We start from the raw sequence: 12401 nt of genomic DNA, 5'->3' as shown, positions 1-12401 counted from the left end.
AGAGGGCGTGTCAGTCGACATCAACGTTGAATGACACACCGTATTCGCGAGCAAGCTCGCTCCCACAGGATATCGGGGTTTTCACCGCGTATGAGCCTGCTCCACCAGCCACCCCATCAACTCCTGCAATTTCGCCGAAGGCTCCGACGCCGGCGCCACAATGTAATAGCCCAGCCCCGTCTTCACCTTCAGATCGAACGGCATCACCAGTCGCCCGGCGTTCAAGTCGTCGCCGATCAGTGACCAGTCGCCGATCGCCACTCCGGTCCCGTGGGACGCCATCGACATCGCCTGATCCAGCGTCTCGAAGTGCTGACCGCTGGCGATATTGCTCAAGTGCAGTTCGGCGGCTTCGAGCCAGAGCGTCCAGTCGTCATCCGTGTGAGTCGGATGCAGCAGCAGATGCTGTTGCAGATCTGCCGGTGTGTGCAGCGCCGGCCCACCGTTGAGCAGCGTCGGCGAACAGACGGGCGTCAGTTGTTCATCGAACAGATGCAGGGTCGCGGGTGAGTCGTGGGGCGCGGTGCCGTAGATCACCGCCGCGTCGAACTGCTCGCGATGAAAGTCCACTCCGTGTTGCAACGACGCCGTGAGCTTCACCGGCACGTCCGGGCGCTCGCGCTGCCATTGCAGCAGGCGCGGCAACAGCCAGCGCATCACGCAGCTCGGCGCCTTGAGTTGCAGGGTTTCGCGTTTGGCACCGATCTGCTCCATCGAGTCGCCGATCAGGCTGAACACCTGCTGCACCCGTGGCAGCCATTCGCGACCTTCGGCCGTCAGCTCCAGGCCCCGGGCCAGGCGAATGAACAGCTCATAACCCAGATGTTCCTCCAGCCCGGCGATCTGCCGGCTCACCGCACCTTGGGTGATGTGCAACTGCTCGGCGGCCCGGGTGAAGTTGCAGCACTGCGCGGTGATTAGAAACGTGTGCAGGGCGGGCAGGGGAGGCAGTCGTTTCATGTGGATCCAAGGTATGACGTGAGGACATGGCTAGTATGAGCTTTTATCGATTGTTGCGGCTACGGGTCGCCCGTTTCAATGAGGCCATTCCCGGATCCCTGTGGGAGCGGGCTTGCCCCGGGCGGCGTTCCGACGAATGCGTCGGCACATCCGGCATGGATGTAACTGATCCACCGCTTTCGCAAGCAAGCTCGCTCCCACAAGGCCCCGATGTCTCAATTGAACAAGAAGGGCAAAGACATGGCGACGTGTGGCGAAGTACTGGTCAAGTTACTCGAAGATTATGGGGTCGAGCAGGTGTTCGGCATTCCCGGGGTGCATACCGTGGAGCTGTATCGCGGGCTGGCCCGTTCGAGCATCAACCACGTCACCCCGCGCCATGAACAGGGCGCCGGCTTCATGGCCGACGGCTACGCCCGCACCAGCGGCAAACCGGGTGTGTGCTTCATCATTACCGGCCCGGGCATGACCAACATCACCACCGCCATGGGTCAGGCTTACGCCGATTCGATCCCGATGCTGGTGATCTCCAGCGTGCAGTCGCGCAGCCAATTGGGCGGCGGTCGCGGCAAGCTGCATGAACTGCCGAACCAGAGCGCACTGGTCGGCGGCGTAGCGGCGTTCTCCCACACGCTGATGTCGGCGTCCGAATTGCCGGGCGTATTGGCCCGTGCATTCGCGCTGTTCCAGGCCGGGCGTCCGCGTCCGGTACACATCGAAATTCCGCTGGACGTGCTGGTCGAAGAAGCCGACGAACTGCTGACCAGCGTGCCGGTCAACATCGACCGTGCCGGTGCTGCGCCGGCCGCCGTGAGCCGTATGACCGAACTGCTGGCCGGCGCCCAGCGTCCGCTGATCCTCGCCGGTGGCGGTGCCATCGATGCGGCTGCCGAACTCACCGAACTGGCCGAACTGCTCGACGCGCCAGTGGCCCTGACCATCAACGCCAAAGGCATGCTGCCGTCGAGCCATCCGCTGTTGATCGGTTCTACCCAGAGTCTGGTGGCGACCCGCGCTTTGGTAGCCGATGCCGACGTGGTGCTGGCGATCGGCACCGAACTGGCGGAAACCGACTACGACGTCACCTTCGCCGGTGGTTTCGAAATCCCCGGCAAGCTGCTGCGCGTGGACATCGATCCCGACCAGACCGTGCGCAACTATCCGCCTCACGTGGCGTTGGTGGCCGACTCGCGCAACGCCGCACAAGCGCTGCTCAGTGCGCTGTCGCACAAGCCACTGGCCGAGCGCCGCAACGATTGGGGCCAGGTACGCGCCGCGCGTCTGCGTGAAGACCTGGCCGCGACCTGGGATGCCCCGACGCTGGCCCAGACCCGCTTCCTCGAAACCGTGCTGCACGAGTTGCCGAACGCAGTGTTCGTCGGTGACTCCACGCAACCGGTGTACACCGGCAACCTCACGTTCAACCCGGAGCGCCCGCGCCGCTGGTTCAACTCGTCCACTGGTTACGGCACCCTCGGTTACGCCTTGCCGGCAGCGATTGGCGCGTGGCTCGGCGGTAACCTCGAACACGGCGCTCGTCCGCCGGTGGTGTGCCTGATCGGCGACGGCGGTCTGCAATTCACCCTGCCGGAACTGGCCAGCGCCGTCGAAGCGCGCACCCCGGTGATCATCCTGTTGTGGAATAACCAGGGTTACGAAGAGATCAAGAAATACATGGTCAACCGCGCCATCGAGCCGGTGGGCGTGGACATCTACACCCCGGACTTTATCGGTGTGGCCAAGGCGTTGGGTTGCGCGGCGGAAGCGATCAGCTCGGCCGAACACCTGCGCGGAGCACTGCGCGCCGCCACCGATCGTCAGGGCCCGACCCTGATCGAAATCGACCAGACCCAATGGATGAAGGCGGTGGCCAAATGATGAATTTCCCGACCACACTCGACGGCCTGTATATCAACGGCCAATGGTCCGCCGGCCGCGAACACCTGCGCGTCATCAACCCGGCCACCGAAGCGCTGCTGACCACGGTCAATGGCGGTGACGAAAGCGCCGTCAACCAAGCGGTAGCGGCGGCGACCGAAGCCTTCAAGGGCTGGTCGAAAACCACCGGCGCCGAACGCGCTGCGATCCTGCGCAACATCGCCAATGGCGTGCGCAACGGCCGCGAACACCTGATGAACTTGCAGTCGAGCAACAACGGCAAACCGCAGTTCGAAGCGGGCATCGATGTCGACGACGTGATCGCCACGTTCGAGTACTACGCCGAACTCGCCGAAGGCCTCGACGCCAGACTCGACAGCGACGTGCCGCTGCCGAGCGACGATTTCAGCGCACGTCTGCGCCGCGAGCCGTGCGGTGTGGTCGGTTTGATCGTGCCGTGGAATTTCCCGATGGTCACCACCGCGTGGAAGCTCGCGCCAGCCCTGGCCGCCGGTTGCTGCGTGGTGCTCAAACCGTCGGAAGTCACGCCGCTTCCGGAGCTGGAACTGGCAGCAATCATCGCCGAATCCGGTCTGCCCAAAGGCGTGTTCAACCTGGTGTGCGGCACCGGTCTGGCGGTTGGTGCGCCGCTGTCGGCGGACCCGCGTATTGCCAAGGTTTCCTTCACCGGCAGCAACGCCGTCGGTGTGCAAGTGATGCGGCGCGCCGCTGAAACCGTGAAGGGCGTGAGTCTGGAACTGGGCGGCAAATCCTCGCTGCTGATTCTGGAAGATGCCGACCTGGATCTGGCGGTGGAGCTGGCCTGCGGTGGCGGTTTCTTCAACGCCGGGCAGATGTGCTCGGCCACCAGCCGGGTGCTGGTCGCCGATGAACTGGCCGATGAATTCCTGATTCGTCTGAAGGCCCGCGCGGAAAAAATCCGTGTCGCCGATCCGTTCGATCCTGAAGTCGAGATGGGCGCATTGGTCAATCAGGCGCAGTACCAGCGTGTGCTCGGTCATATCGACCGTGGTCTGAGCGCCGGTGCCAAGCTGATCTGTGGCGGCAATCGCCCGGCGGATCTGCCGCGCGGTTATTTCTTGCAGCCGACGATTTTCACCGAAGTGCCCCTCGACAGTGCGCTGTGGTGCGAAGAGATCTTCGGCCCGGTGATCTGCGTGCGCAGTTTCGCTTCGGAAGCCGAGGCGATTGCCCTGGCCAACGACAGTCAGCTCGGTCTGGTCGCCAGCGTCGTCACGCGCAATGCCGAGACCGCGGATCGGGTCGCCAACGCCTTGCAGGCGGGGCTGGTGTGGCTCAACGCGCCGCAGGTGATCTTTCCGCAGACGGCGTGGGGCGGCTACAAACAGAGCAGCATCGGCCGCGAGTTGGGGCCGTGGGGCCTGGCGGCATTTCAGGAAATCAAGCACGTGATCCGCGCGGTCTGAATGCCCGAAAAAGGTCAGCGCATGCCTCGCAACGAGGCATGCGCCGGCGTCATGGCTTCAATGAGTTTTTATCGATAGTCAGGTGTTTTGCACGACCTCAGGATGAACCCGCAGACCACGCTCAAGCCCTTTGAAACCGGGCGCTGGAGCAGTTTTGGTCAGGCAGATGCAAGGGTTGCGATCAATCTCATACTTACAAGAATAATGGGAGTCCTAAATGGGCGAGCACGATCTGAACAGGCGTCAATTCATCAAAACCGTCGGCGTGGCCTCGGTGGCTGCGGCGGCCATGAGCATGCCCTTCATCCGGGCCAGTGCCAGTGACACCCGCTTTGCCGGCAAGACCCTGCGCCTGTTGACCTGGTCCGATGACACGGGCCTGGCTGCACTGCGCAACATCGCTGCAACGTTCGAAGCCAAGACCGGCGCCAAAGTGATTGCCGACCGCACCGGCAGCACCTCGGAAATGGTCGCCAAACTCAAGGCCGGCGGTGACCGTCCGCAATACGACATCATCACTCTGGCCGGTGTTGGAGCTGAAGGTCTGGCGGCTGCCGGACTGCTGGAAAAACCCGATCTCAACCGCATTCCCAACCTGGTCGACGTCCCGGAAAAATACCGTACCGGGGCCAACGGCCATGGCATCGGTTACTTGCTGTGGTGCAACAGTCTGGTCTACAGCACCCGCACCCAGACCACCGCGCCGGACAGTTACGCCGCGCTGTGGGACGCCGATCTGGCGCCGAACATTTTCCTGCCACCGCCGAACTGGACCGAGGCGATGGACCTGATCATCATCGCCGCCAAACTGGCCGGTGGTGACGAGCACAACATCGAGCCGGGCTTCAAGAAACTCGCCGAGCTCAAGGAGCGTGTGGTGACCCTGGGCGAAAACCCCAACCAGATTGCCGAGCTGTTCCGCACCGGTTCCCTGGACATGGGCGGCCTCTACGCCCCGGCGTTTTTCCCCAAGCAGATCCGCGACCCGAACTACGGCCTCGGCGCCACGTTCGGCATGAAGGAAGGTTTCTATACCGACCTGATGCTCTCGGTGATGCCGAAGAACCGTCCGGGCGACACCGACCTGGCCTACGCCTTCATCGACCACTCCCTCGACCCGCTGGTGCAGGGCAAGATGGCCGAAGACATCTTCAACGGCCCGGTCAACGCCAAGGCGATCATCTCCGCCGAAGCGCGCAAGAGCCCGTTCATCCTCACCCCAGAGCAGATCGCGGAGAAGGCGATCATGCACGACAACGCCTTCCTGGCGACTGTGCATGACCAGTGGATTCGTCGCTACACGGAAATCTTTTCTTCCTGATCGAGTGATGGACGCAGGTTCTTCAAACACCGAAGTACCTGTGGGAGCGAGCTTGCTCGCGATTGCGGACTGACATTCACCGACAGTGTCGACTGACAGATTGCTATCGCGAGCAAGCTCGCTCCCACAGGTTTCTCGGTGGATTTGAAGGCAGTGTCTGTCAGTTGTTTTTCCATTGACGAGATCATTGCTATGGAACATCAATCCCTGACCCAACCGGTCGGCGCGGGTGACGTGCGTCCGGCGCGCGGTGTTTCGCCGACAGCGCGGGCGTGGTTTTTCCTCACGCCGTCGATGCTGTTTCTCGGCGTGCTGATTGCCGCCAGCCTGCTGGTGCTGCGCATGAGCGTCGGTACCAAGGGGGCGGAGTGGTCCGGTTTCAGCCTGGCCAGTTACGCCCAGTTGCTCGAACCCTACTACCTCAAATCGTTGCTGCTGACCTTGCGTCTGGCGCTGATCAGCGCGGTGATTGCGGTGGTCTTGGCGATCCCGGTGGCGTACACCATGTCGCGTCTGACCTCGCCCTTCGTGCGGCGGATTTTTCTGGCGGCGGTGCTGTTGCCGTTGCTGGTCAACCTGCTGCTGCAAAGCTATGGCTGGCTGGTGATCCTCGGCCCCGGTGGCATGCTCAACCAGACCCTGATGGGCCTCGGTCTGATCAAGCGCCCGATCATGTTGCTGTACAACCAGAACGGCGTGTTGATGGGCCTGGTGCAGACCGCGTTTCCGCTGGCAGTGCTGCCGATCGCCAGCGCCATGCGCGGTGTCGCCCGTAGCTACGAAGAAGCTGCCGCGACGCTTGGCGCTAGTCGTTTTCAAGTGTTCCGTCAGGTGGTGTTGCCGATGAGTCTGCCGGGGATCATCACCGGCGCGACCCTGGTGTTCGCTTACAACGCCAGCAGCTTCGTGGTGCCGTTGCTGCTCGGCGGTCGGCGCGTGCCGATGCTCGCGGTGATGGTGCATGACCAGATCGCACCACTGATGAACTGGCCCGCCGCATCCGCCGCCGGGGTGGTGCTGATCGTCACCACGCTCGCCATCATGACCTTGTCCGAATACATCACCGGCCGCCGTCGCCGTCTGCTGGAGGCTTCGCAATGAGTGCCCTGATCAAGAAGCGTCAGTCGCTGTTGCCGGGCGACACCGGCAAGTTCGCCGGCATCCTGTCCGGGATCATTTTGTTCCTGGCGGTGTTGCCGATCCTGACCATGATCGTGATGTCGTTCAGCGGCGCGTCGAACCTCGACTTTCCGCCGAGCAGCTACAGCCTGCAGTGGTACAAGGCGGCGTGGCACACCTTCGTCTCGCCCGATGCCAGTGATGTGCTGAGCCTCGGCCAGGCCATGGGCACCAGTTTGCTGGTGTCGTGCCTGACGATGATTTTCGCCACGCTGATCGCGGTGCCGGCGGCTTACGCGCTGACCCGTTGCGAGTTCCGTGGCAAGGGTGTGGCGCTGCAACTGATGTCGTTGCCGCTGGTGTTCCCGATGGTGGTGCTGGGGCTGGCCTTGCTGTTGGTGTTCGACAGCCTGCCGTTCCACATGACCACTTCGCGGCTGGTGATCGCCCACGTGATTCTGGCGCTGCCGTTTGTGGTGAAGAACTGCACGGCGGCCATGCTTTCCATCGGCAGCGAAGTCGAAGAAGCGGCGCAGATGCTCGGCGCCTCGCCGCTGCGCGCCATCGTCGACGTGGTGGTGCCGTTGATGAAATCGGGGATTCTGGCGGGGATGCTGCTGGCGTTCATCGTCTCGTTCAACGAATTCACCGTGACCTATTTCCTCTACACCATCGACGTCATGACCGTGCCGATCTGGATGTATAGCCGCACCGTGTCATCACTCGACCCTACCGTGTTCTCGTTTGCCGTGCTGATCGTGCTGATCGACTTCGTCCTGATCTGGGCGTTGGAGAAGCTGGTCGGTGAGGGCGGCGTTTCCTTCTGATTTTGAGGTGATTTTATGTCTGGTCTGATTCTGGAAAACGTCGAGAAACACTACGGCTCGGCCTGCGCGGTGAAAGACGTCAACCTGCATTTGCCCGAGGGCAAACTGGTGTGTTTCCTCGGCCCGTCGGGCTGCGGCAAGACCACGTTGCTGCGAATGATCGCCGGGCTGGAAACCCTCACCGGCGGCGAAATCCGCCTGGACGGCGAGGACATCGGCCACACCCCGGCGCACCTGCGCAACTTCGGCATGGTGTTCCAGTCGCTGGCGCTGTTCCCGCACATGACTGTGGGCGAGAACATCGCCTATCCGCTGAAACTGCGCGGTGTGAGCAAGGCCGATCAACAGGCGCGGGTGGTGGAGTTGCTGGAACTGATCCAGCTGCAACCGATGATTGATCGCCCGGTGGCCAAACTCTCCGGCGGCCAGCGTCAGCGAGTGGCGATTGCCCGGGCGATTGCCTCGCACCCGAAAATCCTTCTGCTCGACGAACCGCTGTCGGCGCTGGACGCCAAGTTGCGCGAGTCGATGCAGGTGGAAATCCGTCAGCTGCAACAACGCTTGAACATCACCACCATCATGGTCACCCACGACCAGCGCGAGGCCATGACCATGGCTGACATCGTGGTGGTGCTGGGCGAGCATCGGGTGCAGCAGGTGGGTACGCCGATCGAAATCTATCGCCATCCGGCCAACGAATTCGTCGCGGATTTTATCGGCTCCGGCAATATCTTCCCGGCCACCGCACTGGGCGATGGCAAGGTCGTGCTGCCGGGCGGCGATGCGCTGCAAGTGCCGATCTGCAGCAGCATCGTGGTCGGGCAGAAAGTGAAAATGCTGATCCGTCCCGAAGACCTGCAACTGTCGGCGCCCCAAGCTGCGGCGGGCAATCGTCTGTTGGGCAAGGTGACGTTTGTGCGGGATATCGGCGCGACGATCGAGACTACGGTGGAGTGTTCCGGGGTGACCTTCACGGCGCTGAGTACGCCGTGTCAGGGCTTCGGGTTGGGGATCGGGCATCCTGTTTCGGTGACGTTGCCGAGTGAGGCGTGTCGGGTGCTCGGCGCCTGATCCAGATTTGATGCTGGCTCTGCCGACCTCTTCGCGGGCAAGCCCGCTCCCACAGGTTCTGTGTCGTACACAGGTTTTGCAGTCGACACCAGCCACTGTGGAAGCGGGCTTGCCCGCGAAGAGGACAGTAGCCGCGACGCAATAATCCAGATCAGACGGTCAGCCGCAACCGCGCCAGATCCCTCAACGGCGGCGCGCCAAACAACCGGCTGTACTCACGGCTGAATTGCGACGGACTTTCATACCCCACCCGATACCCCGCCGCCGACGCCTCCAGCCCCTCAGCCAGCATCAAACGCCGCGCCTCCTGCAGGCGCAACTGCTTCTGATACTGCAACGGACTCATTGCCGTCATCGCCTTGAAGCGGTGATGCAAAGTCGAGACGCTGAGGTTCACTTCCTTCGCCAGATCATCGATGCGCAGCGGCTGTTCGAAGTTGCCGTTGAGCCATTTGATCGCCTGGCTGATGCGGTGACTCTGGCTGTTGGCGATGGCGATTTCGTACAGCCGATGGCCCTGCGGACTGCGCAGCAGGCGATAGAGGATTTCCCGGCGGATCAGCGGCGCGAGCATGGCGATGTCTTTCGGCGTGTCGAGCAGACGGGCCAGACGCAGCACCGCATCGAGCATCGCGCTGTCGATTTTTTCCACATACAGACCACGTCCGGTCGGCCGGGTCGGTACGCCCATCGGGCCGGCATCGGCGATCAGCGCGGTGATTTCCGCAGGATCAATGTCCAGGCGCACGGCGAGGATCGGTTCCAGAGGCGAGACATTCACTACTCGCCCGCTCAACGGCATCGAGACCGACACCACCAGGTAATTCAGCGGGTCGTAATTGAAGAACTCGTCCGCCAGCCGTACCTCTTTGCGCCCCTGGGCCATGATGCACAGCGCCGGTTGCGCGAGCACCGGGGCGAAGTCATGGGACTGGGTGTGGCGCGACATGAACAGCGAGCCGACGGCGGTGGCATAACTGCCATCTTCGGACGTGTTGCGGCGAATGATGGCCGCCAGTTCCGCGCGCTGCTTTTCCATGTCGGCTTCCATGTCGGCATCGGGCGAAACTTGAAAACGATCGAATGACGTCATGCGCGGCATCCTCGGCAAGGGCGGTGGAGTGGGACAAAGCATAAGTTTGTGCAATCCGCAGCGGTAGACACATCCTGCGAAATGCTTGCCTGATCCTGCATGGGGTTGATTTGCCGACCAGCCATAGCAGGATGCAGAGCGTCATGATTGCTCGAAACCGATATGACAGGACTGTGAACGGGTTTTACAGGTTGTTACAGGTGTTGAGTGCAGTCTCGCAGGATTGTGCAACGCGACGGCAGGAATCGACTAACGGCAAGCATCGGCCGGCACTTAACCTTGGATCCTGTCGCAGCCCGTCCCCGGCTGCCACGCGACTCCCTGGGAGGGTTGAACATGTCCAAGCAGATTCCCGTCAGTCATATGGCCTTCGTTCGAGCGCGCGCCGGGCGTTCGGCGGAACTCGGCATGCGCCTGAGCGCGCTGATCGAACCGTCCCGCGCCGCCGCCGGTTGCCTGAGCTTTTCCTTGCAGCACTCGCAGTGTGATCCGGAGTTGTGGCTGGTCTCCGGTTTCTGGAACAACCAGCAATCGATGACCGCGTATTTCAGCAGCCCGTCGATGGAAATCTTTGCCGAGCTGGTGCAGGAGCTGGTGGTCAACAGCCTGGATTTCCACACATTCAGGGAAGTTTCGGCTGCACAGGCCGTAGGGCAATGCACCGCGCCGATACACAAACTCGCCGGTTGAATGTTTAATGTCGGGCTCATCTGACTGAGCCAGGACCTGCGATATGGCACGTAAAGAGTTCGAACACTTCGAAGCGGTTTCCGCTGTAGTCCCCGTCGAGTTGGGCGGCAACAAGGGTTATCACGCGGCAATCGCCGTCAAGGCCCTGGTCGACGGCGGCGCACCGCGCTTTCACAAACTGTTGAACGATCAGGTTTTCCCCGGCGCCATCGCCGCCGATGAAGCTGCGATCAACGAACTGGACAAGCTCAAGGGCGTCACCGACGACGCCGAGCTGATCTGGTAACGCTTACTTCGTCGCCCCCGGGCGCCACATCTTGAACAACGCCTCCGGCCCCAGCTGGAAATAATCCGCCGGCCCGCCGCCCCGCAGAATCGGTTCGGCGGCGGCGGTGTCGTAGATCCCGTCCTTCAACAGCCACTTGGCGATATGCACGGCGACCACTTCGCCAAGCACCAGCCAGCTCGGCACGGTCTCGCCGTCGGCGCGCTGCAACTGAATGATCTGGGTGACCTTGCATTCAAAGGACACCGGGCTTTCGGCCACGCGCGGCACGGCAATTACCTTCGACGCCACCGCCGTCAGCCCCGCCAGTTCAAACTCGTTGACCTCGGGCCCGACCATCGCGCAGCTCTGGTTCATCTGCTCGGCCAGCGGGCGGGTGGCGAGGTTCCAGACGAACTCGCCGGTCTGCTCGATGTTGTTCAGGCTGTCTTTGCGCCCGACGCTGGAGAACCCGATGATCGGCGGAACGTAGTTGAACGCGTTGAAAAAGCTGTAGGGCGCCAGGTTCAACCGGCCCTCGGCATCCTGTGAAGAAATCCAGCCGATGGGACGCGGACCGACGATGGCGTTGAACGGATCGTGGGGCAGGCCGTGGCCGTTGGCCGGTTCGTAGAAATGGATGTCATCGGGCATGGCGGGTGGTCCTGAAGAGGGCGGGATCAAGTGGGCAATAGTGCAAGCCCCCGTCTCATATTTCCAGCCAGACACCGATATTCCACCCTATGAAAATCCCCTGTGGGAGCGAGCCTGCTCGCGAAAGCGCCGGGTCATTTCACAACGATGTCGACTGAAATGACGTCTTCGCGAGCAGGCTCGCTCCCACAGGGTTTGGGGTGAACCCAAGAAATTGCCATCCCCCAGAAATGACTAAGCCCGGCCAAGGCCGGGCTGTAGAGGCACTGCGGGTATTTAGCTGATGGCTGCAGCAGTACCGGTTTTATCGAAGCCGTCGGCAGCGATGGCAGCGGCGGTACCGGTCTTGTCGAAACCGTCGGCGGCAATGGCAGCAGCGGTGCCAGTCTTGTCGAAGCCATCAGCGGCAACGGCTTTGCCTACGTTGGTCTTGTCGAAGCCGTCAGCAGCGTAGCTACCGGTGTGGCTGGTTTCGATGGCAGCGCTGGCGCCGGAAATGAAGTCGGCGGATTTGGTTTTGTCCGAACCATCGGCGGCGAAAGTGTTGGCGGCCAATACAGACAGGGTCAGGGCGAGAATCAGTTTGGTTTTCATGGTCGTTCTCCAGATTCGAAATTCGTTGGCGATGTGTTTCGCATGGGGTTCATGCTACGCCAACTAAATTGATTAAAAAGCGCAAAATAATGCTAAAAACAATCGATTAACTTGATATTAAGGGCGGCGCATTCAAATCGCTTTCGTCGTCGGAGCGAGCGTCGCGCAGGTCATCGATCAGGTAGGTGCAGGATGCAGCAGGGGTATTAACCGGTGATTAATTTTCGTTTTTGGGGTGTGTGACAGATTTTTCATACATTCCCGACCGGTTTTTCACCCCTGCAACGCCAGTCTGCCCACGGCCAGAAAACCAAGAACCGGCCGTCACACACTGGAGCGTTGCCTGCGATGAATAAACTGCCTCAAATCACCCTGGCCTTCTGGGTCATGAAAATCTGCGCGACGACCCTGGGGGAAACCGCGGGGGATTTGCTGTCGATGACCCTTAACGTCGGCTACGCCATCAGTTCGCTGATCCTGA

Annotated in this window: 12 protein-coding genes and 1 pseudogene; 9 read left to right on the top strand and 4 right to left on the bottom strand. The window is 61.7% G+C overall.

Annotated features, from left to right (window positions below; translation table 11 throughout):
* Positions 1-81: 81 nt before the first annotated feature.
* Positions 82-960, bottom strand: a complete 879-nt coding sequence (locus tag N8H71_RS20290) for a LysR substrate-binding domain-containing protein (RefSeq protein ID WP_007953283.1) — start codon at positions 958-960, stop codon at positions 82-84.
* A gap of 240 nt (positions 961-1200) precedes the next feature.
* On the opposite strand from N8H71_RS20290, the gene N8H71_RS20285 reads away from it, so the two are divergent.
* From N8H71_RS20285 to N8H71_RS20260, 6 genes are all read left to right on the top strand, one after another.
* On the top strand, positions 1201-2838 hold the full coding sequence (locus N8H71_RS20285) for a 5-guanidino-2-oxopentanoate decarboxylase (protein ID WP_262195488.1): 1638 nt from the start codon (positions 1201-1203) through the stop codon (positions 2836-2838).
* Positions 2838-4286, top strand: a complete 1449-nt coding sequence (locus tag N8H71_RS20280; RefSeq protein WP_262195485.1) for an aldehyde dehydrogenase family protein — start codon at positions 2838-2840, stop codon at positions 4284-4286. Before N8H71_RS20285 ends, N8H71_RS20280 begins: the two co-directional genes overlap by 1 nt.
* Before the next feature lie 217 nt (positions 4287-4503).
* Positions 4504-5607, top strand: a complete 1104-nt coding sequence (locus tag N8H71_RS20275) for an extracellular solute-binding protein (protein WP_085684427.1) — start codon at positions 4504-4506, stop codon at positions 5605-5607.
* Between the two features lie 192 nt (positions 5608-5799).
* Positions 5800-6708 (top strand): ABC transporter permease, encoded by a 909-nt coding sequence (locus N8H71_RS20270; protein WP_007960163.1) that lies wholly within the window; start codon positions 5800-5802, stop codon positions 6706-6708.
* Positions 6705-7553: an ABC transporter permease gene (locus N8H71_RS20265; protein ID WP_007960165.1), complete on the top strand. Its 849-nt coding sequence runs from the start codon at positions 6705-6707 to the stop codon at positions 7551-7553. The genes N8H71_RS20270 and N8H71_RS20265 overlap by 4 nt, the downstream gene beginning before the upstream one ends.
* A 15-nt stretch (positions 7554-7568) precedes the next feature.
* Positions 7569-8624: an ABC transporter ATP-binding protein gene (locus N8H71_RS20260; RefSeq protein ID WP_127799637.1), complete on the top strand. Its 1056-nt coding sequence runs from the start codon at positions 7569-7571 to the stop codon at positions 8622-8624.
* A gap of 151 nt (positions 8625-8775) precedes the next feature.
* On the opposite strand, the gene N8H71_RS20255 is transcribed toward N8H71_RS20260, so the two are convergent.
* The gene (locus N8H71_RS20255) at positions 8776-9717 is read right to left on the bottom strand and encodes an AraC family transcriptional regulator (RefSeq protein ID WP_262195379.1); all 942 of its coding nucleotides are present in this window, start codon (positions 9715-9717) and stop codon (positions 8776-8778) included.
* A 336-nt stretch (positions 9718-10053) separates the two neighbouring features.
* Here N8H71_RS20255 and N8H71_RS20250 point away from each other — a divergent pair, with 336 nt between their 5' ends.
* Positions 10054-10407: a putative quinol monooxygenase gene (locus N8H71_RS20250; protein ID WP_262195377.1), complete on the top strand. Its 354-nt coding sequence runs from the start codon at positions 10054-10056 to the stop codon at positions 10405-10407.
* A 43-nt stretch (positions 10408-10450) separates the two neighbouring features.
* Entirely contained in the window at positions 10451-10693 is a 243-nt protein-coding gene (locus tag N8H71_RS20245) for a hypothetical protein (protein ID WP_007960172.1), read from the top strand.
* 3 nt (positions 10694-10696) lie between these two features.
* Here N8H71_RS20245 and N8H71_RS20240 read toward each other — a convergent pair whose 3' ends face one another.
* On the bottom strand, positions 10697-11326 hold the full coding sequence (locus tag N8H71_RS20240; protein WP_262195376.1) for a flavin reductase family protein: 630 nt from the start codon (positions 11324-11326) through the stop codon (positions 10697-10699).
* Between the two features lie 276 nt (positions 11327-11602).
* The gene (locus N8H71_RS20235; protein WP_262195374.1) at positions 11603-11920 is read right to left on the bottom strand and encodes a hypothetical protein; all 318 of its coding nucleotides are present in this window, start codon (positions 11918-11920) and stop codon (positions 11603-11605) included.
* A gap of 348 nt (positions 11921-12268) precedes the next feature.
* On the opposite strand from N8H71_RS20235, the pseudogene N8H71_RS20230 reads away from it, so the two are divergent.
* Positions 12269-12401, top strand: a pseudogene (locus N8H71_RS20230) (hypothetical protein); the annotation flags it as partial.

The sequence above is a fragment of the Pseudomonas koreensis genome (genome assembly GCF_025447595.1).
GTDB lineage: Bacteria > Pseudomonadota > Gammaproteobacteria > Pseudomonadales > Pseudomonadaceae > Aquipseudomonas > Aquipseudomonas koreensis_H.
The sequence above is the reverse complement of the archived record's forward strand: the minus strand, read 5'-3'. Positions and strand labels throughout refer to the sequence as shown.